The organism is Haloechinothrix salitolerans (assembly GCF_042662605.1).
Taxonomy (GTDB): domain Bacteria; phylum Actinomycetota; class Actinomycetes; order Mycobacteriales; family Pseudonocardiaceae; genus Haloechinothrix_A; species Haloechinothrix_A salitolerans.
The window spans coordinates 1,215,532-1,235,272 of record NZ_JBHSXX010000001.1; the positions used below are offsets into that span (position 1 = coordinate 1,215,532).

The 19,741-nt window shown below is 68.7% G+C and carries 16 protein-coding genes; 11 read left to right on the top strand and 5 right to left on the bottom strand.

The features are described from left to right. Window positions 1-6 precede the first annotated feature (6 nt). Window positions 7-1,704, bottom strand: a complete 1,698-nt coding sequence (locus ACFQGD_RS05820) for a hypothetical protein (protein ID WP_345396014.1) — start codon at window positions 1,702-1,704, stop codon at window positions 7-9. A gap of 239 nt (window positions 1,705-1,943) precedes the next feature. Between ACFQGD_RS05820 and ACFQGD_RS05825 the strand changes: the two genes are divergently transcribed. From ACFQGD_RS05825 to ACFQGD_RS05840, 4 genes are all read left to right on the top strand, one after another. Continuing rightward, window positions 1,944-2,771: an SAM-dependent methyltransferase gene (locus ACFQGD_RS05825; protein WP_345396017.1), complete on the top strand. Its 828-nt coding sequence runs from the start codon at window positions 1,944-1,946 to the stop codon at window positions 2,769-2,771. 5 nt (window positions 2,772-2,776) lie between these two features. Beyond that, window positions 2,777-4,906, top strand: a complete 2,130-nt coding sequence (locus ACFQGD_RS05830; protein ID WP_345396020.1) for a putative bifunctional diguanylate cyclase/phosphodiesterase — start codon at window positions 2,777-2,779, stop codon at window positions 4,904-4,906. Window positions 4,907-5,052: 146 nt separating this feature from the next. Then, complete coding sequence (locus ACFQGD_RS05835; protein ID WP_345396023.1) at window positions 5,053-5,457, top strand: hypothetical protein; 405 nt, start codon at window positions 5,053-5,055, stop codon at window positions 5,455-5,457. Window positions 5,458-5,532: 75 nt separating this feature from the next. Then, on the top strand, window positions 5,533-6,387 hold the full coding sequence (locus tag ACFQGD_RS05840) for a lysyl oxidase family protein (protein ID WP_345396026.1): 855 nt from the start codon (window positions 5,533-5,535) through the stop codon (window positions 6,385-6,387). A gap of 3 nt (window positions 6,388-6,390) precedes the next feature. On the opposite strand, the gene ACFQGD_RS05845 is transcribed toward ACFQGD_RS05840, so the two are convergent. Next, window positions 6,391-6,987: a CBS domain-containing protein gene (locus tag ACFQGD_RS05845; RefSeq protein ID WP_345396029.1), complete on the bottom strand. Its 597-nt coding sequence runs from the start codon at window positions 6,985-6,987 to the stop codon at window positions 6,391-6,393. Between the two features lie 181 nt (window positions 6,988-7,168). Between ACFQGD_RS05845 and ACFQGD_RS05850 the strand changes: the two genes are divergently transcribed. Next, window positions 7,169-7,858 carry an AMIN-like domain-containing (lipo)protein gene (locus ACFQGD_RS05850; RefSeq protein WP_345396032.1) on the top strand — a complete coding sequence of 230 codons (690 nt, stop codon included), beginning with the start codon at window positions 7,169-7,171 and terminating at the stop codon, window positions 7,856-7,858. A 60-nt stretch (window positions 7,859-7,918) separates the two neighbouring features. Next, a complete protein-coding gene (locus tag ACFQGD_RS05855) occupies window positions 7,919-9,220 on the top strand; it encodes a hypothetical protein (RefSeq protein ID WP_345396035.1) in 1,302 nt (433 codons plus the stop codon). On the opposite strand, the gene ACFQGD_RS05860 is transcribed toward ACFQGD_RS05855, so the two are convergent. Continuing rightward, window positions 9,184-10,500, bottom strand: coding sequence for a cytochrome P450 (locus ACFQGD_RS05860; protein ID WP_345396038.1), 1,317 nt, complete (start codon window positions 10,498-10,500; stop codon window positions 9,184-9,186). The genes ACFQGD_RS05855 and ACFQGD_RS05860 overlap by 37 nt on opposite strands. Window positions 10,501-10,649: 149 nt before the next feature. Here ACFQGD_RS05860 and ACFQGD_RS05865 point away from each other — a divergent pair, with 149 nt between their 5' ends. Beyond that, entirely contained in the window at window positions 10,650-10,919 is a 270-nt protein-coding gene (locus ACFQGD_RS05865) for a metal-sensitive transcriptional regulator (protein ID WP_425557325.1), read from the top strand. A gap of 72 nt (window positions 10,920-10,991) precedes the next feature. After that, the gene (locus ACFQGD_RS05870) at window positions 10,992-12,413 is read left to right on the top strand and encodes an MBL fold metallo-hydrolase (protein ID WP_345396041.1); all 1,422 of its coding nucleotides are present in this window, start codon (window positions 10,992-10,994) and stop codon (window positions 12,411-12,413) included. 62 nt (window positions 12,414-12,475) lie between these two features. On the opposite strand, the gene ACFQGD_RS05875 is transcribed toward ACFQGD_RS05870, so the two are convergent. Together ACFQGD_RS05875 and ACFQGD_RS05880 are read right to left on the bottom strand one after the other, a co-directional pair. Further along, window positions 12,476-14,785 (bottom strand): LuxR C-terminal-related transcriptional regulator, encoded by a 2,310-nt coding sequence (locus ACFQGD_RS05875; protein ID WP_345396044.1) that lies wholly within the window; start codon window positions 14,783-14,785, stop codon window positions 12,476-12,478. Between the two features lie 134 nt (window positions 14,786-14,919). Continuing rightward, complete coding sequence (locus ACFQGD_RS05880; RefSeq protein ID WP_345396047.1) at window positions 14,920-16,059, bottom strand: MFS transporter; 1,140 nt, start codon at window positions 16,057-16,059, stop codon at window positions 14,920-14,922. A gap of 243 nt (window positions 16,060-16,302) precedes the next feature. Here ACFQGD_RS05880 and ACFQGD_RS05885 point away from each other — a divergent pair, with 243 nt between their 5' ends. The 3 genes from ACFQGD_RS05885 to ACFQGD_RS05895 all read left to right on the top strand — a co-directional run bounded on the left by ACFQGD_RS05885 (window position 16,303) and on the right by ACFQGD_RS05895 (window position 19,741). Next, a complete protein-coding gene (locus tag ACFQGD_RS05885) occupies window positions 16,303-16,539 on the top strand; it encodes a hypothetical protein (protein ID WP_345396050.1) in 237 nt (78 codons plus the stop codon). A gap of 245 nt (window positions 16,540-16,784) precedes the next feature. Further along, window positions 16,785-19,307 (top strand): multicopper oxidase domain-containing protein, encoded by a 2,523-nt coding sequence (locus ACFQGD_RS05890; RefSeq protein WP_345396053.1) that lies wholly within the window; start codon window positions 16,785-16,787, stop codon window positions 19,305-19,307. Further along, entirely contained in the window at window positions 19,304-19,741 is a 438-nt protein-coding gene (locus ACFQGD_RS05895; RefSeq protein WP_345396056.1) for a hypothetical protein, read from the top strand. Before ACFQGD_RS05890 ends, ACFQGD_RS05895 begins: the two co-directional genes overlap by 4 nt.

Genomic DNA, 19,741 nt, shown 5'->3' on the forward strand with positions numbered 1-19,741 from the left:
ACGGCCTCAGCAGGTGGCTCGGTTGGCGGACACGAGCAGCGGCGCCGACGCGGCCTTCGCCGGGGTGTCGGTCACCGCGACGATCGCGAGCGCACGCGAATCCGGCAGTGCGGGACGGCTGATGCCGTACACCTGGCCCCAGCCAGCGGCCGCGGTCATGGTGACACCTTCGCGTTTGCGAATTTTGTCGGTACAGCGATCCACGATACGCAGCGACCAGCTGACCTCCCGCTGCGTCGCCGATGCGTCGAGCATCACGTCGACCCGCACCGGGCACACCTCGCCGCGAGTGCATTCTCCTTCCGCGCGTTCGATCGTCACGCCGTTGATTGGTCCGGCCTCCTTCGGGGCGAGCCGCGGCACCGCCCCTGGCTTGTCGTCGTCCTTGTCGTCCTTCTTGCCGCCCGCCGCTTGACCGGTCGTCTTGCCGCCGCTGCTCGCCTCCTCGGGTGGTGCGACCGGTGGCAGCTGCTGTGACGGCTGCTCGCTCGTCGTGAACACCGCCTCCCAGCCGCGGCGCAGTTCGGACCACGCGCGCGGCGCCGCCCACCAGCCAGCGGCCGCGACAAGTGCCACGATCACGGTGATCACTACGGCCTTGCGGCGTGGCAGCCGCCGCTTGCGGTACCAGGCGCGACGTCGCGCGCCGCGTAGGTCGCCCCGTGCGAGGCTCAGCGAGCTGGACGTCTCCGCCGCGTCGGCGGTGTCCGTGCCGCCTTGTTCGCTACCGGTTCCGCTGTCGATGTCGCTCGCCGAACCGCCTGTCTCGACGTCCTGACGTACCGCGGTGCCCTCCGGCGTCCTGTCATGCTGTGCCGTGCGGCCCACTGTCGCCGTGACCAGTGCGGTGATCTGCCTGCGGGTCGCCGTCGTCCAGTCGTCCCAGCCGGTGTCGTCGCCCGCCGCGAGTTCGCGGACCGCGCCGCTCACCTTGTCGCGCAGTTCGATCAGGTCGGTGCTGGTTCCGGCGAGCCGGTCGGTCAGCAGCGCGGCGTCCACTTTCCTGCGCGCGCTGCCGCCTCTGGTGTGGGCGATGAGGAGCCGCACGAGCGAGCTCGCCGTCGTCGCCGCGACGGGGAGCTGTTCGACGCCGCGGGTGGCAGCGCCACGCCCCTTACCGTTCGCCGCAGGCTTCCCCGTGCCGTTGCGGCCGCGCGTCGCCTTAGAGCTCTTCGTGCCACTTCGCGACCGCGTGCTCGTCTTCGTTTTGGTCGTGCTGCCGTTCGATCGTGCCTTGGTTGCCGCGCTGCCGTTGGTGCCGCCGCCCGTCTCATCGCCGCCGCTGTCCTCATCGGACTCCGCGTTCGGCGCGCTCCCATTCGCGCCAGACGTGTCCGTTGTCGCGGTTGACGCCGAGGTGCCGGTGCCGCTCGCTGCCTCGGGCGAGGGAGCGAGCGCCACGGTGCCGTCCCGCCGGACGAGCACCGAACGATCGTTCACCTGGTCCGGGCACGCACCACGCTCCTCAAGAGTGACAAGCGTGTCCATCAGGTCTACCGCGAGTAGTCCAGCCTGCGCGGGCGTCAGTGTGGCGACGGCGAGCAGCCTGCGTAGTGCGATGGCGTCCTGAAGGTCGTTACCGGTGTCCTCGGCGGCGTGATCGGGTGGTTGGCCGTTGGCAGCCGCGGCACCAGGTTCCAGCTCGCGTCGCGCGTCCTCCTCCGCGTCGCGTTGCTGTGACTGGTGAACTACGGCTTTTGCCATTGCGCATCCCTTTGCCCCGACTGTGATGTGCACCACCCATTGTCGCGCGATCGGGGGCACATTGTGCAGGTCCAATCGTGCCCAGCCGATGATCGCTATGGGTGATCACACTAGCGGCCGTTTGGTTCCGTGGAACCCACAATCTGATTGAGATGCGGACAAGATTCGGGTATGCGCACGTAGCTGGTGTCCTCGGGTAGGCTTTCCTCGCATAATGTCTCGCCGAGGTGGAGGATGCGGTGGCAGCCAAGCGACCATCCTGGGCGCCGGAGGGTGTCGACATGGAGGTGCCGAGCCCGGCACGCATGTACGACGCGCTGCTCGGCGGTTCGCACAATTTCGACGTCGACCGTAAAGCCGCGTCCAACGCGGCAGAGCTGGTCCCGGATCTGCCGAAGGTCGCGCTGAGTAATCGCGCGTTCCTGCGCCGCTCGGTGCGACATCTCGTCAACATGGGCATCCGGCAGTTCCTCGACATTGGCTCCGGCATACCGACCGTCGGCAACGCCCACGAGGTCGCGCAGCGCGCCGCATCGGACAGCAAGGTGCTCTACGTCGACATCGATCCGGTCGCCGTCGCGCACTCCGAGGTCATCCTGGCCGGTAACGAGCGAGCGTCCGCGATCGAGGGTGATCTGCGTTCCCCCGCTGACCTGCTGGCGGACGTGCGCGTGCGTAACTTCATCGACTTCGACAAGCCAGTCGGGGTGCTGCTCGTCGCGGTGCTGCATCTGCTCTCCGACACCGACCGGCCGCACGAGGTGGTGGCCACGCTGCGTGACGCCATGCCAGAAGGCAGCTTCGTCGTGATCTCTCATCTATCGAGCGCCAACCGGCCAGACGACGCCGCCCAGCTTGGTGATCAGGCGCGCAACCAGAGCGGGGTACCGATCATCTTCCGAACAAGGGAGGAGATCACGTCGTTCTTCGACGGTCTTACGGTGATCGACCCTGGTGTGGTGGAATTGCCGTTGTGGCGGCCGGAATCCGAGGCCGACATCGATGAGGAACCCGGCCGATCCCTGGGGCTCGCGGGGGTCGGTCGAAAAGACGCCCCCGCGAGCTGAACGTCATGACTACAGCGCACTCGGTCGAACGGTTCGCCACGAGGTGGGCCTCCTCGCTCAAGGGCGCTGTCGCACCGGCGATGACACGAGCCGAGCTCGAGGACTTCCTGCGGGAGCTGACCGAGCAGCTCACCGAGGCGATGCGGTCGACGCCGTTTCGTCCAGAGCTTGGCAGGGCGGTGGGTAAGGCGCTCATCGACGCGCACTACCGCGACACCTCGGTGCTCAACCGCACGCTCGCGCTGCTCAGCGACGAGTTCGTGGCCGAACTCGGCAGTGAGATCGGAAGCGACGTCGGCAATGGCGCTCTCATGGCCAGGCTCTCGCGGTTGCACGGTGCTGTCGCGGAGGGCTTCGCGATCGCGCTTCGGGATACCGTGCTCGCGGAGCAGGAGACGACGCAACGCGCCGCGCTCGCCGCCGCTCGTGCCGCCGAGGAACGGCGCCGTGCCAGCGAGGCGCGGTTCCAGGCGGTCTTCGCCGGTGCCGCCGTCGGCATCGGCGTCGTCGATCTGACCGGCACCGTGCTCGAGGTCAACGAGGCGATGGCCGGCATGCTCGGCCGCGCGACGGACGACATCAGGGGTCGCACCATCTCCGAGGTCATCGGTCCGGACAACATCGGCCACGCCTACGGTGAGTTCCAGAAGCTCGTCGCGGGCGACATTGGCCGATTCCGGCTGGAGACGGCACACCTACGACCCGACGGCAGGGTGGCCAACATCGACCTGTCCATGACGGCGGTGCGGGATCGTACGGGCACGCCCGACTTCTTCATCGGTGTCGCCGTCGACGTCACCGAGCGGCGCAGGCTGCAGAACCGGCTCTGGCACGAGTCCCGGCACGACGCGCTCACCGGACTGCCCAACCGCACGCTGTTCTTCGAGCGGCTCGAGGCGGCCGAACAGCCGCTCGGGCTGTGCTACCTCGACCTCGACGGCTTCAAGAACATCAATGACAGCCTTGGCCACGACGCGGGCGACCATGTGCTGCGGGTGGCGGCGAACCGGCTTCGCAAGGCCGTCGAACCGGACGGCTGTACGGTGGCCCGGCTCGGCGGCGACGAGTTCGTCGTGCTGATCGAGCGCTGCGGCAGCCCTGACTGGGTCGCGCGGGAAGCCGAGAAGATGCTGGCCGTGTTCGGGCGGCCGATCGAGTTCGACGGCGAGCAGCTCAGCGTCACCGGCAGTATCGGTGTCGTCCACTCGGCGCTGGTCGGCCGGGATCCCGGACGGCTGATGCGCGCCGCCGACGTCACGCTCTACCAGGCGAAAGCCCACGGCAGCGGGCGCTGGGAGCGTTACGACCCAGCGCGCGGGGAACAGGAACTGACCAGACACAGCCTCGCGACGGCCATGCCCGCCGCGCTGGCCCACAATGAGTTCCTGCTGCACTACCAGCCACTCGTCTCGCTCGCCGACTCCAGCGTGCGCGGGTTCGAGGCGCTTGTCCGCTGGGACCATCCTCGGCTCGGCCGGGTCTCGCCCGGCCAGTTCATCCCGGTCGCCGAGGAGACCGGAAACATCAACGCGCTCGGGCAGTGGGTGCTTGAGCAGGGCTGCCTGCAGGCGCGGCGCTGGTTCGACGAGTTCGGACTCGATGACCTCTATGTGAGCGTCAACGTCGCGGCGACGCAGCTGCGCCAGCCGACATTCGTAGCGGACGTGCTCGGCACGTTGGACCAAGTCGGGCTGCCCGCGATGTGCCTGCAACTGGAACTCACCGAGAGTGCGGTCGCCGGTGACACCCAAGGTGCGCTGGTCGCGTTGCGGGAGCTCGCCGCGGCGGGTGTCCGGCTGGCCATCGACGACTTCGGCACCGGCTACTCCAACTTGGCGCACCTGGGCAGGCTGCCGGTGCACCAGCTCAAGATCGACCGTTCACTGCTGTCGTCGTCTCGCAAGGGCGAGGTGGTCGACCCCGCCCGCGACAAGATCATCGCGGGCACGATCTCGCTGGCGCATTCGCTCGAGCTGGACGTGCTGGCTGAGGGCGTCGAGACAACGCCACAGGCCGATCGGCTGCGGCTGCTGCAGTGCGACTACGCGCAGGGGATGTTGTTCGGCGGTCCTGTTCCGGTCAGTGAGGCGACCGAGGTACTCGCCTGTCAAACCCGGCGTGCCAATTCCGCTTAGATCAGTGCGTAACTTTCCGCCGCATCACGACGAAGAGTCAGGCATTTAGGACATCTGGGCTGAGCCGTTCCGGCAGTTGGCTCGCCCGTTCCGTCGCCCGCCATTCGGCCCAGTCGAGTGGCGCCTGTTCACAAGGAGCTTTCGTCGTGGTCAAGTTAGCCAAATTAGCCGCTATCGGCGTCTTCGCCGCCGTACTCGCGTTGTTCGGCGGCACGCTCAGCGCCGCAGCGGCGTCAGTGACACCCACCGTGCTCAGTGGTAACCCGGACTGCACGGGTGACCTGAAGATCGAACCCGTGGAAAGCGGTACCTACGGTCCAGTCACCATCACGGTGCACGGATCGTCGTTCGACTTCAGCTCGACCGTGCTCGTCACCGACGTCATCGTCAAGGGCGGTCCGGACGCGAACTGGTACGACTATGGGGATGGTGTCTTCAGCGACACCGACCTCACCGCGCCAATCAACGCGAAGAACGGCAAGCCGTACGGCCTTAGTCACCTGTGCTTCTCGCTCGGTGACGACAAGAAGGACCCAGATCCCAAGAAGTAGCGGGTCCCCCCGTACGTCAACGGCCGGGCGCCACGCGTGCGCCCGGCCTACGGCCTTCGACCAGAGGAGTTACCGATGTCCCGTCGTCACTGGATGAGCGCGGCGGTGGTCGCGCTGGCGAGCGTGCTCGCCGCCCCTACGCAGGCCACCGCGGCACCCACAGCGGAACCCGCGGATCTCGGCATGGCCCACCTGACCGACCTCACCGTCGCGACGACCGCGGACGGCACCGAACAGCTACGGTTCTCCGCGATGGTCGTCAACGTTGGATCTGGCCCGTTCGAGCTGTTCGCCTCCCGACCGGACACCAGTTCGTCCTTCGAGGTCGCGCAGCGGATGCACTATTCAGACGGGTCGACAACGGACATCCCGACCACGGCGGAGATGGTCTATGGCGGTGATGGCCACGACCACTGGCACGTGCGTGACCTGGCAGGTTATGAACTGCTGCGGCTGGACAACGGTGCCAAGGTCGGCACGGCCGCCAAGGGTGGATTCTGTTTCTTCGACACCGACCCGTACGCGCTCCACCTGCCCGGCGCGCCGGACAACCCGCAGTACAGCCACGTGACCTGTGGCCACCATGACTCGCTCGACGTCTCGATGGGGCTGTCCATCGGGTGGGGTGACGAGTACCCGTGGAACCTTCCCGATCAGTACGTCGACATCACCTCGGTCGATAACGGCAAGTATCGGTTGCGCGCCACCGCCGACCAGGGCGGGTTGTTCACCGAGGCCGACGAGGGCAACAACGAGACTTGGGTGGACATCCGGCTGTCCCGCCGCGGTGGCAAGACGTCGGTGAAGATCCTCGGCTACGGTCCCGACGCCCTCAGCTCCGGCGATGACGGCTCCGACGACGACGGCTCCGGTGGCAACGGCGGCGGTAACGGCGTCGGCAATGGCGGCACCCCGCCTGGCCACCAGTAGCGCTTACCTCACCTCCGCCCGCGTCACCCCTGGCACGGACTCCGCGATCACCGTGGCGACGTGGCGGTCGGTGAGGTCGTCGCGGGTGTCGCGGATTCGCGCGACACCGTTGTGGACCGACACCGTCCAGCGCAGCGGCCCGCCATAGATCTCGAGTCGATGCCGGACGTCGCGGGCGACCATGTTGTCGTCGCGCGCCAACGTGCGGACGAGGTCGCGGCGCGAGACGACGCCGATTACTCGGTCACCCTCGACCACCGGCACACTGCGCACGTGACGAGTCAGCATCTGCTCCGCAAGCGCCGCGACGTCGGTCCCCGTGCGTGCGGTGAGCACGTCGGTGGTCATCACGTCCGCGACCGTCGAGCCTGCCCGTGCCAGGATCACACCGTCGTCCGGGCCGCTCCGGTACCTCGGGTCGGGTGGAAATCGCCGCGCGACCAGGTCGGCCTCGGTGACGATGCCGACCAGCTCATCATCGTCGTTGACGACCGGCAGCGCGGTGAATCCCCGGTCGCACAGTAGCTTGGCGGCCGTCGCGATTTCCGTCTCGCGGCGGACGGTCATGGCCGGGCTCGTCATGACGTCGCGTACTCGCATAGCAGGAGCATGGGCCTGTGGCGGGCGTCGCCGCAGCGGCCGTTGGTCCCGAGTGGTGAGGACATGAGACCAAGCCAGTCGTGACACATGCCGACGGTCTGGTCGTTTTCTGTGACCACCGGTCCTTGTCGTGCATCACGGGGAGTACACACCGTCATGCACGATGGAGGAGGGTGATCACATGCGCACAACGACACGTATAGCGGGCACGTTGGTGATGCTGGTGGCGCTCGTGGCCGCGGGCTGCACGGACGGCCAGCCGGTCGCGGGCGACGCCACCGGCACGACGTCACCGACGACAACAGCAATCACCGACGCGACGGCTACGAGTGAGCCGGAAACCACGAGAACGGATGAACCGGCCACGACCACAACGGAACGGACGGGGCCGTCGTGTCGGCGCGTCTCGACGTGGGACTTCCGGCCGGATCGTGAGCCGGGCAGCTCAAGGGACCGGCTGTTCCAGGCGCGTATCGGGCAGCACAAGTGCTTCGATCGGGTGGTCTTCGACATCGACGGCACGAACAAGCCGGGGGCTCTGGTGCGCTACGTCGATGTCGTGCGCGCCGATGGCTCCGGTGAGCCGTACCCGGTCGCGGGGGATGCCGCGCTCGAGGTGATCGTACGGGCGTCGATAAGCGGGTACCCGGAGAGCACCGGCACGTTCGGCAGGCCAGGAAACCGGCTCTACACCGCCGATGAGCTGCGCGACTGGCGCACATTGCGCGAGGTGCGGTTCGCCGGGTTCTTCGAGGGGCAGTCCACGATCGCGCTCGGCGTCCGTGAGAACCTGCCGTTCCGCGCCTTTACACTCGTCGATGCCGATGCGGGCATCAGCAAGTTGGTGGTCGACATCGCACACAGCTCATAGCGGCCGGTCGCCCTCATGGCACTATCACTCTGACCGCGCTGCCGCGACGGCTGGAGGAGCATGCCCGAGGATGTACTCGCCCACGGTGTTGGTGGGCGAGAGGATCTGCCGCTGCCGTTCGGCGTCGTCATGACGGGTGCGCTGCTCCTCGTAGCGGTGACGTTCGTGATGCTCAGCTACACCTGGCGGAAGCCGCGGTTGCGCGGCGCGTCCGCCGGGAGGCCGTTGCCAACGGCGGTTGCCGCCGCGCTCGACTCCACCGCGTCGCGCTGGGCGTTGCGGGCGTTCGGTGTGCTCGCCGCCGCCGGGCTGGTGTCGGTGCTCCTGTTCGGGCCGGACAACTCCCAGCGCAATCCGGCAGGCGGCATCGTGTACGAGCTGCTGTGGGTGTGGGTGCCGCTGCTGTCGGCAGTGGTCGGGCCGGTGTGGCGGCGGATCAACCCGCTGCGTGCCGTGCATGCCGCCTTCGCCTGGTTGAACCGCACCGACCCTGCGGACGGCTGGTTCGACCTGCCGAGCCGGTGGGGCTACTGGCCAGCGGCCGTGCTGCTGTTCGGGTTCGTTTGGCTGGAACTGGTGCCGGACGCGCGGGCCGATCCGCCGCTGCTGCTGCTTGGCCTCACCTGCTACGCGGTCGCGATGCTGCTAGGGGCGCTGCTGTTCGGCTCCCGGTGGTTCGACCAGGCGGATCCGTTCGAGGCCTACTCCGGACTCGCCGCGCACCTCGCCCCGCTGGGACGTCGTGAGGATGGCGTGCTCGTCGTGCGGAGCCCGCTTGACGGTCTCGCCTCGATGCGGCCGAGGCCGGGCGTGGTCGCGGTACTGGCGATCTTGCTCGGCTCGACGTCGTTCGACAGCATCACCGACACGCTGTTCTGGCTGGAACTCACCAGGGGCCGCGCGCTTCCCGGCGTGCTCGCGATCGTGGTGCTCCTGCTCGTGGTCGCGGTCATCGCGGCGGTCTACATCCTCGCGGCCCGCACGACGGGCCGCGTACGGGGGCTGCCTGGGTGGTTCGCCGCCGCGCTGATCCCCCTGACGCTCGGCTACATGATCGCGCACTACTACACCGTCGCGGTCTATGACAGCCAGCGGACGGTGCTCCGCACCTTGGCGATGATCACCGACGGCGGCCTGTTCGGCGCGAGCGCGTCCGATGCCAGCGCCGCCATCGCCACGCCGACGATCATCGCCAGCGTCTCGGTGGTCGCCGTGGTCCTGGGACACGCGGTGGCCGTCGTCGTCGCGCATGACCGTGCGGTGCGGCTCCGCATCGCCGAACGTGGCGCCTCCGGCGAGGCGCCGATGGTGGTGTTCCTGGTCGCCTACCTCGTGGCCGGGTTGTGGTTGCTGTTTCCGTAGCTGTCTGGACGCAGCACCACGGGCAACGACTCCACGCCGTAGACGATCGACGTCTCCCGGAACTCCAGCTCGTCCTCCGGCACGGCGAGCCTAATGTCGGGGAACCGACGTAGCAGCGCGGGAAACGCCGCGCGCAACTCCATCCGCGCCAGCTCGGCACCGATGCAGCGGTGCACGCCGTGGCCGAACGCGAAGTGTTGCGTCGGCTGCCGGCTCGCGTCGAAGTCCTCCATACCGGGACCGAGCGCGGCGTCGCGGTTCGCCCCGCTGAGCGAGCACACGACGACGTCGCCCTCCGCGATGCGGGTGCCGCCGATCTCGATGTCGCGACGCGCGAAGCGGGGGAACGCGACCTGCACCACCGTCAGGTACCGCAGCAGCTCCTCAACGAGGTCGCGCACCGAGCCGTTGTCGTGCATCGCGCGTTTGCGCGCGTCCGGGTCGCGCACCAGCACGAGCGCGCCGAGTGCCAACATGCTCGCGGTGGTCTCGAAGCCGCCGGTGAGGACGCCGTCGGCGAGCCCGGCCAGCTCGCGGTCGGTGACCTCGTCGCCGTGCTCGCGGATGATCATGCCGATCAGGCCATCGCCCGGTTCTTCCCGCTCCTGCTCGACGAACCGCTGCATGAAATCCAGCGACTGCGAGATCGCGCCGAGCGAGGCGTCCGCGCCGCCGAACAGGTCGAACCGTTGCATGCTGAGCTGCTGGAACTCGTGCCGATGCTCGTACGGCACCCCGAGCAGTTCGCAAATCACCAGCGAGGGGATGGGCAACGCGAACGACTCGACCAGGTCGACCGGACCTTCGGCGGCGGCCATCTCGTCCAGCCGTTCGGTGATGATCGCGTCGATACCGGGCGTCAGCCGCGAGAGACGACGCATCGTGAACTCCGGCGTCAGCAGCTTGCGCAGCCGCGTGTGATGCGGCGGATCGGCGAACCCGAGCCCGCCAGGGTTCTGCTCCGCGTGCGCGCCCGCCTTGCCGACGACGTTACCGAAGTCGTTGCTGAAGTTCTTCGCGTCCGCGAGCACCGCTTTGGCCTCGGCGTGGCCGGTGACCAACCAGACGTTAACGCCGAACGGAATCCGCAGCTTGCTCACCGGTGCGTGCTCGCGCATCGTGCGCAGCTCCGGGATCGGATCGAGGCCGTGACGTCTCAACGGACGCAGCGCGGTCTCCGGTAGGAACGGCAGCTTCGCCAGGTCGAAGCCCCGCTTGCGCGCGCGGTAGAGGTAGACACGTGTCAGCGCCGACGTCAGCCACGATCTGATATCCAACACGCGCGTGACCGTATCGATCGCGGCTGAATACGGGCTGAGATTTCGCCGCGATGTGAGCAACCTCAAGGCATCGCGCCGCACGAAATAGACCCCTGAAATACCCCGGTGGGTATAGTAGGATGGATAGCGGCAACATGGAGGTGGACGTCGTGGAGATCAAGCCGGAGTCGATCGGAGACGCGCTGGTGCGGCTGCGTCGAGCGAAGGGACAGTTGACCGGAGTGATCGAGGCCATCGAGGACGGCAGGGACTGCGCCGAGGTGCTGACGCAGCTCGCGGCGGTGTCCCGTGCGCTGGACCGTGCCGGGTTCAAGATCGTGGCGAGCGGGATGCGGTATTGCCAGCAGGCCCGCGACAACGGTGACGAACCCGAGATGACCGAGCAGGAGCTTGAACGGCTGTTCCTGGCTCTGGCGTGACCCGCGTTGCGTGACCGGTTTCCGTGAGTACCCCTGCGGGTAACCCTCGTAGGGTCGAAGGGAGTGGGACCTGTGACGTCGACAAGCCAGGGCGGAGACCCCGCCGACGGACTCAGCGTCGAGGTGATCGAGACGTCCTCGCTGGGGGACCGCAGCTATCTCGCGACCGACGGTGGCGTCGCCGTTGTCGTTGATCCGCAGCGCGACATCGACCGGGTGATCGCCGCGGCGGGTAGGCTCGGCGTGCGGATCGCCGCCGTCGTCGAGACTCACGTGCACAACGACTACGTCTCCGGGGGGCTCGAACTGTCGCGGCTGACCGGCGCGGAGTACGGCGTCGCCGCCGCGGACAACGCCCCATTCCGGCACCGGCCGCTGCACGACGGCGAGGTCATGGTGCTGTCCGACCACATGCGACTACGTGCGGTCGCCACGCCGGGCCACACGTTCCACCATCTGTCCTATGTGCTCGAAGGCAAGGACAGTGCGGTGGGCGTGTTCACCGGCGGTTCGCTGCTCTACGGCACCACCGGCCGCACCGACCTGCTCGGTGAGGACCACAGCGAGGAGCTGGCGCGGCACCAGCACGCCTCCGCGCGCAAGCTCGCCGACATGCTGCCGGACGGCGCGCGGATCTGGCCGACGCACGGCTTCGGCAGCTTTTGCTCCGCAACGCAATCCTCGGGCGAGTCCGCCACGGTTGGCGAGCAGCGCATGATCAACCCCGCGCTGACCCTCGGCGAACACGAGTTCGTGGAACAGACCCTCGCCGGGCTGGATGCCTACCCGGCGTACTACGCGCACATGGGTGTCAAGAACCTGGCAGGCCCGGAGCCGGTCGACCTGCGCGAGCCGGACCGCGCCAACAAAGAGGAGCTGGCCAAGCGGCTCGACGCGGGCGAGTGGGTCATCGACCTGCGCTCCCGCAAGGCGTACGTCGTCTCGCACCTGGCGGGCATTATCAGCCTCGGTCTCGACGGCGCGATGGTCACGTGGCTCGGCTGGCTGATCGACTGGGGCGCGCCGATCACGCTGGTGGGCGAGACCCGGGACGAGGTCGCCGAAGCGCAGCGAGAGCTAGCCCGCATCGGCATCGACAAGTTCGCCGCCGCCGCGACCGGCAAGCCGGAAGAGCTCGCCGCCGACCCCACCCAGCTGCGCAGCACCGCGACCGCCAGCTTCACCGACCTGGCAGCCGCGCAGTCCGGCACGCGGGTCAACGGCTTGCCACTGCCCGACGTCGTTCTCGACGTTCGCACCAACAACGAGTACCGCGACAGCCACGTCGAGAACGCCGTCCACATCCCGCTCTACGAGCTGACCGCGCGGTCGAGCGAGCTGCCGTCCGGCACGATCTGGATCCACTGCGGCAGCGGCTACCGCGCGGCCATCGCCGCGTCACTGCTGGAACGGGAAGGGCGCACCGACGTCGTCGTGGTTGACGACCACTTCGATACCGCCGCTGACTCCGGTGTGCGCATGGCCGACGCGTGACGGTACTGCTCCGGCTGTACGGCGTGGTCATCGGCCGCGCGCGGCGGTGAGGCGCCGCGCGGTCAGCTCTGCCGCTCGCCGACCACCCACGCCGCGATCTGCGCCCGGTTGGTGAAGCCGAGCTTGGTGAGGATGTGCTCGACGTGGGTCTCCGCGGTGCGCTGAGCGATGACCAGCGTCGACGCGATCTGCCGGTTGGTCATGCCCTTGGCGACCAGCTCCGCGATCTCCGCTTCCCGCTTGGTCAGCGGGGTGCGTGGGTCTGCCTGCTCGGTCGGTTCCTCACCGAGCGCGTAGCTGATGGCCGCGTCGGTCGGCAGCGCCGCGCCGATGGTGAACTCCTTGCCCGCTCGCTCGATGCCCAACTCGCCCGTGACCCGCTCGGTGTCCTGGTGCAGCGGGTCGACGAACGCCCCATAGTGCGTCGGCGACGCGCCGAGCGTGTGCCACACCGTCGTCGCGGCGCCGAGCAGCCGTGCGGCCCTGACCGGCTCGTCGCGGTGGGTGGCGCAGCCAGCCATCACCGTGAGCGCGAACGCGATGATCACCTGGTCGTCGACGCGCTGCTGCATCCGCAGCACCTCAAGCCCCGCTTCCCTGGCGGCGTCGATGTCGCCGCGCAGGTACTCGACCGCGGAGCGGGACCACAGCGCCCACGACCGCCAGAACACCTCACCGCGCGCGGCGAACGTGTCGACGCAGTCATTGAGCACCCGGCGTCCACCGTCGAGGTCGCCTGCCAGACCGAGGGCGAGGCCATAGTTGAAACTCGACCACAGCTCTGCGCTGACATCACCCTGCTCGAGGAACATCCGGCCCGCCATGCGGAACAGTTCGACGGCGGTGGGCATGTCGTTGCCGATCAGGGCGGCGTAGGCGCGCACGTGGTGTACGTAGGCGCGAGCGCGGTCGTCGTCGGTGCGCTCGGCGACTTCGGATGCTTTGGCCAGCGCGTCCTCGTACGCGGTGAGGTCGTTCTGTACCAGCGCGAAGAACGCGTAGATCCACAGCGCGTGCGCCCTGCCAGCGGCGTCGGCAGGGGCCGTGTCGATCAGCTTCGTCAGCCAGATTCTGCCCTCGCAGATGCCGCAGATGATCCAGTACTCCTTGAACGCGAACACCATCCGCAGGCCGACGACGGCCTCGGTGGGATCGGTGGCGCAGAAGTCGAGCGCCACCCGCAAGTTGGCGTTCTCCCCTCGGAACCGGTCGATCCAGTACACCTGGTTCGGCCCGATCCAGTCCGCCTCGAAACGTTCGCTGAGCGCGAGGTAGTAGTCCCGATGCTGCCGCTTGAACCGCAGCTGTGCCCCCGCCTTGCGCAGCCGGTCTTCGCCGTACTGGCGCATCATCTCCAGCATCCGGTAGCGGACCTCGCCGTCGCGTTCATCCCGCAGGAGGATCGACTTGTCCAGTAGCCCGTCGATGACGTCGAGGACCTCAGCGCTGGCGAGGCCGTCGCCGGAACACACCTGTTCGGCGGCGTCCAGGTCGAAGCTGCCGGAGAACACCGACGCACGCTCCCACAGCAACCGTTCCGGCTCGGTGCAGAGGTCGTAGCTCCAGTCGATCAGCGCGCGCAACGTCTCGTGGCGGCTGGGTGCGGTGCGATTATTGCCGGTGAGCAGCATGAACTGGGTGTCGAGCCGCTCGGCGAGCTGGCGTACCGACAGCGCTCGCAACCGCACCGCGGCGAGTTCGATCGCGAGCGGCAGGCCGTCGAGCCTGCGGCACAGGCTGATCACGTCGTCGACGTTGTCCGGGGTGATTTCGAATGAGGGCACCACGGCGGTCGCACGGTCGATGAAGAGCCGCACCGCGTCGTAGCGTTCCAGGGTCTGCGGTCGTTCGCCCTGCGCGGGAACGGCCAGCGGGGGCACTGGCAAGACGCGCTCACCCGCGACACCGAGCGACTGCCTGCTCGTGGCCAGCACGACGAGGTGGGGGCAGGCCGTGACCAGCGTGCACGTCAGCCGTGCGCAAGCCGCGACGAGGTGCTCGCAGTTGTCCAGCACCAGTAGCATCCGTTTGCTGCGCAGCGCGTCCACGATCACGTCGGTCGTCGGCCGCGCCGACCGGTCGCCGAGCGCCAGCTGGTTGGCGATCGTGTTGACCAGCAGGTTCTCGTCGCGCAGCTCGGCGAGTGGGACGTAGAGAATGCCATCGCGGAAGGTCGTGCCGACGGTGGCGGCGACCCGTAGTGCGAGCCGTGTCTTGCCGACGCCGCCCGGCCCGGTCAGCGTCACGATCGACGCCGCGCCAAGTAGCCGTTTGACCTCGCGTATCTCGGTGTCGCGACCGACGTAGGTCGTCACCTCGGCGGGGAGGCGATCGACCGGCGATCGGTGCGCCGTCGCGCTCAGCGCCGTCACGTCATCACCAGTCCCGTTCGCGCGTGCAGCTGTCCGCAGGTGCACGGTGGGAACTCATTGTGCCTCATTGTTCGGAATCGATACATCGCAGGCAATGAGGAAGATTCGTATGCATCGATGCGGGTCGGGGCCGTTCAGCGGGTCGCGGCGGACGTCGCGGCGCGATGGGGCCAACCTGTCACGACGGCGGGTATGGCGAACACCAGCAATGCCGCGGGAAGCAGGAAACCGAGTGCGGGATCGGTGCGGTACAGGCCGGTGAACGCCGCTGGCGCCGCCGCCATACCGAGGAATCGTGCCGAAGTGACTACCGAGATCGCCGAGCTTCGGGTGGTGCCGTCACCCGCGAGCACGGTGGTGTTGACGCCGACGAGCGTCAGCTGCGTGCTCAGCCCCGCGATCGCCCAGGCCGCCGTGACCAGCGGGAGTGAATCGGACAGCGCGATACCGCTGAGCGTGAGTCCGCCGAGCAGCAGTCCGCCGCTGACCGCCGCCCGCGCCCCGAACCGATCCGCCGCGCCGCCGACGAACCGTGCCCCGATGATGCCCGCGACGCCGTAAGCGGTCAGCACCGTGCCGCGCAGCGACGGGCTGAGCGCGAAGGCGTCGTCCAGCCGGAACGCGACGAGGAACGGCAGACCGGCGAGACAGGTACCGAGCAGCAAGGCTGTCCCGATCGGCCATCGCACGACCGGGCGGAGCGTGCTGCGCAATGTCGCCGTGATCGACATCGGGGTGGCGGGCATGTCGCTGGGCAGCGGGCTGGCAGTGAGCGCGAGGGCGACCACGGCGATACCCGCGAACGCCCAGCGCCACGACGCTTCGGCGGCGAGTCCACCGATCAGCGGCGCCGATGTCTGCCCGATGGCCTGCATCGCGCCGAAGGTGCCGACGGTGCGGCCGAGCCGATGCGCTGGTGTGATCGCGGCGAGCTTGGTGAGCAGCAGCGGCGTTGTGAAGGCGTTCGCCACGCCTTGCAGGCCCCTGCTGACCTGGAACAACCAGAACCACGGCGCGACGACCGAGAGCAGCGCGGCGAGCACATAGACCAGGTAGGCGACGCGAATGGACCTGCTGAGCCCCCAGCGTTCGCCCAGGGTGCCGGAGACGAGCATGACCAGGGCGAACGGCAGGAGGTACGTCGTCAGCGACGAGGCGGCGAGCGCGGGTGAGACGTCGAAGCTGTCGCCGAGTTCCGGCAGCATAGCGGCGACCACGCCACCTCCGAAGGGACCGAGCAGCCCGCCGATGTACAGCGCGGCCTTGGTGTTCACCGAACACCTCGCTGCGTCATGGTGCGTGCTCCCGTAGTGGCCCGCCGAACGTTCGCGTCGCTAACAGGTTACGGTGCCGTGTCGCTTGGACGTCGACGTCGGTCGCTGGCGATGCGGCGGCAGACCCTTGCTCTTCTCGTCGTAATCCGTAATGGTGTTCACTCACTCGGATGACGTGGTCACTCGGTTACCAGCCGGGTGAGCCGCGATCCGGCCCGACGGAAACCGACATAAGGAGTACAGATGTCGCATACGCGCCGGAAGTCCTACGCTGCCGTCGCCGCGCTGGCCGCCGCTGGTGGCCTGCTGTTCGGAGCGTCCCCCGCCGCCGCGCACGGTGGTTCGGTGACCCCGCCCAGTGAGCAGCAGGACTGCCGCAACCTCGCGCTGCACGACAAGGGCGAGGGGGAGAACGCTCAGGAAGGTACCAACACGGCAGGCGAGAACGGTGCCGCCGTCGAGGGTGGCCACTGCGACTGATGACAAACACGTCGTCATCCGGGTGGGCGTGCGCTCGCCCGGATGATGCGTCGCGGCCGAGGTCACACCGCGCGCCGTAGTCCTCCCGCGGCGCAGGGCCGGTGGGCTTCCTGGGGTTGTCGCGCCCGGAACCGGGTGAAACCGGACAGGAATGTGTCGCAGCCTCTGGAACCCGGCCGAACGTCGAATGGGCAAAGGACCTTCGTCTCTGTCCGTGACCGGTCCCCATCGGGTGCGCTGTGATCATGCCTGAGCCCACGAGTATTCCGATTGGACTCGCGTCACCGGGCAGGCGACGGCGGATGAAGGGCCCGCTGACCGCATGGGGAAACCTCCTTGTGCTCGGCTGGCTCGGTGCCGCCGTCGTTCTGCTCGTCAGCCACGACACCCTCGGCCTGCCGTCCTGGCTCGCGCTGCACGCCTTTCTGCTCGGTGCCGTCACCAACGCGATCTTGGTGTGGTCGGAGCATTTCGTCGTCGCGCTGTGCCGGGCACCCGCACCGTCCGAGAGTGCGAGTGCGCTGCGGTTGGCCGTGCTCAACGTCTCGGTGGTGCTCGTGCTGGCCGGGGTGCTCACTGACCTGCACTGGTTGTCCGGTACCGGCGCGACCGGCGTGTCCGCGCTCGCGGCGTGGCACGCCTGGCACCTGCTGCGCATCCGGCGACACGCGCTCGCCGGGCAGTACAGCTACCTCACCCACTACTACGCCTCCGCCGCTGCCGCACTCGCCGTGGGCGGGGTGTTCGGCGGTGCGTTGACAGCGGGTGGCATGGGGTTCTACAGCCAGTTCTGGGCTGCCCACGTGCACGTCACGCTGCTCGGCTGGCTCGGGCTCTCCGTGCTCGGCACGCTGTTCACGCTGTGGCCGACGGCGTTGCGGACAAAGATGCCGGAGCACTCGTTGCGTACCGCGCGCCGCTGCCTGCCGCTGCTCGTCGGCAGCCTCGCCTTCGCGGCGACCGGTTTCGCGGTGGCCAACACACCGCTCGCGGTGGTGGGGTTGCTCGGGTACGCCGTGGGCGCTGGTATCGTGTTCGCGCCGTTCGAGCTGGCCATGCTGCGGCAGCGACCTCGACGTCCCGCGCCGTGGCTTATGGCCGCCGCGATGTTCTGGCTGCTCACGGCGGTGCTGGTGGACGCGGGCCTGCTGCTGGCGGGGACGGCGGTGCCGGTCGTGGTCGAACGCGTCCTGCCACTGGTCGTTCTCGGCTTCGGCGCGCAGATCCTGGTCGGCGCGCTCACCCAGTTGCTGCCCGCCGTGCTGGGCAGGGGACCGGCCGAACACAAGCGCGTCGCCGCCGTGCTGGACCGGTGGTGGCTGGCCAGAGTGATCGGCACCAACGTCGCCGTGCCGCTTGCCGCGTTGCCGTTGCCCGACCCGGTGCCGCTGCTTGGGTGGGGTCTCGCCGCGCTGTGCTTCGGCGTGTTCGTCGCGCTGGGGCTCGCGGTGGCCATGCCGGTCGCGGTGCGCGGTGCGCTGCCGCCTGCCGGGAGCGGCGGCGCGGTCGCCGGGTTGTCGGTGGGCGTCATCGCGGTGCTGCTCGCCAGCGGGTTCGCCGTGAGCGGCGGCCCGTCCGGTGCGACGTCTGATGCCCCATATGGTGCGTCCGCTGCCGACTCGCCGGTGCGCACTGTCGAGGTCACGCTGGCGGACATGCGCATCATTCCGAACGTCGTGACCGTCCCCGCAGGCACGCGCCTGCGGCTCGCCGTCACCAACACCGACGTCATGCCGCACGACTTGCGGCTGGCCAACGGTGCCCGCACCAGCAGGCTCGCTGCGGGCGAGTCCGAGGCGATCGACGTCGGTGTCATCGAAGGAGACCACGGCGACCTTGATGGCTGGTGCACCATCGCTGGTCACCGCGCTGCTGGCATGACGATGACGGTGCGCACGGGCGCCGCCGTGCCGACGTCCAACGATGTCGGGGTCACTGAACCGCGCGACGCCACGTTGGAGCCGGCACCGGATGGCACGGTGCACCGCGTCACGCTGCGCATCACCGACGAGCGGATCGAGACCGCGCCCGGCAGGCGGGAACGGCGCTGGACGTTCGGCGGAACCGTACCTGGTCCTACCCTGCGTGGCACGGTTGGCGACCGGTTCGTGGTCACCGTCGTCAATGAGGCTGAGGTGGGCCACGGCATCGACTTCCACGCCGGGGCGCTCGCGCCGGACGAGCCGATGCGCACGCTCGCACCCGGCGAGCGGCTGGTCTACCGGTTCACCGCGACCAAGGCGGGCGCGTGGCTGTATCACTGCTCGACGCCGCCGATGACGCAGCACATCGCCAACGGTATGTACGGCGCGGTGATCATTGACCCGTCGGAGCTGCCGGATGCCGACCGCGAGTATCTGCTGGTCGGCGGCGAGCTGTACTCCGGCGAGCCCGGCAGCGCCGCGCAGGTCGCCGCCCTCAACGACGGCGACCCGGACGGCTGGCACTTCAACGGCGTAGCGGAGCAGTACGTCCATGCGCCGCTGGCCGCGGAGGCGGGCGAGCGGGTCCGGTTCTGGGTGGTCAACGCCGGGCCGGGCGGCCAGGTCGCGTTCCACGTGGTCGGCGGGCAGTTCGACGTCGTCTATAAGGAGGGCGCGTACCTGCTGGACGGCGGCAGCGGGGGAGCGCAGGTGCTCGACCTCGGCACGGCGCAGGGCGGCTTCGCCGAGTTGGTCTTCCCCGAGGCGGGCCGGTACCCGTTCGTGGACCACGACATGCGCCACGCCGAGGGTGGCGCGCGGGGCGTCGTGGCGGTGACGCCGTGATCGACGTCTGGACGTTCGTGCGGTTTCTACACGTCGTGGGCGCGGCGCTGTGGGTCGGCGGGCAGCTCACGCTCGTGCTGGTGGTGCTGCCGCCGTTGCGGCGTGCGCTGTCGGTCGAGCAGCGGGGCGTCGCGCTGAAGTCGGTAGGCCGCCGGTTCGCCATGATCACGATGGCGGGTTTCCTGCCGACGCAGATCGCGACCGGCTGGTTGCTCGCGGTGGACGCGGGAGTGACGTGGGCGTCGCTGACCGAGCCAGGATACGGCAGGCTACTCGCGGCGAAGCTTGTGCTGTTCGCGCTGGTGATGGTGGCGACGTCGGTGCACGGCATCGCGCAGAGCAAGGGACGCGCCGCGCTGGCCCGCGGCGCGTCGTCAGCCGCCCTGGTTGGCTCGCTCGGCGTGGTATTGCTTGCGACTGGACTCGCGGGGTGA

Coding starts and splice junctions, on each gene's coding strand:
- ACFQGD_RS05820 (WP_345396014.1), bottom strand. CDS start 1,704: ATGGCAAAAGCCGTAGTTCACCAGTCACAGCAACGCGACGCGGAGGAG.
- ACFQGD_RS05830 (WP_345396020.1), top strand. CDS start 2,777: ATGACTACAGCGCACTCGGTCGAACGGTTCGCCACGAGGTGGGCCTCC.
- ACFQGD_RS05840 (WP_345396026.1), top strand. CDS start 5,533: ATGTCCCGTCGTCACTGGATGAGCGCGGCGGTGGTCGCGCTGGCGAGC.
- ACFQGD_RS05845 (WP_345396029.1), bottom strand. CDS start 6,987: ATGCGAGTACGCGACGTCATGACGAGCCCGGCCATGACCGTCCGCCGC.
- ACFQGD_RS05850 (WP_345396032.1), top strand. CDS start 7,169: ATGCGCACAACGACACGTATAGCGGGCACGTTGGTGATGCTGGTGGCG.
- ACFQGD_RS05855 (WP_345396035.1), top strand. CDS start 7,919: ATGCCCGAGGATGTACTCGCCCACGGTGTTGGTGGGCGAGAGGATCTG.
- ACFQGD_RS05885 (WP_345396050.1), top strand. CDS start 16,303: ATGTCGCATACGCGCCGGAAGTCCTACGCTGCCGTCGCCGCGCTGGCC.
- ACFQGD_RS05890 (WP_345396053.1), top strand. CDS start 16,785: ATGCCTGAGCCCACGAGTATTCCGATTGGACTCGCGTCACCGGGCAGG.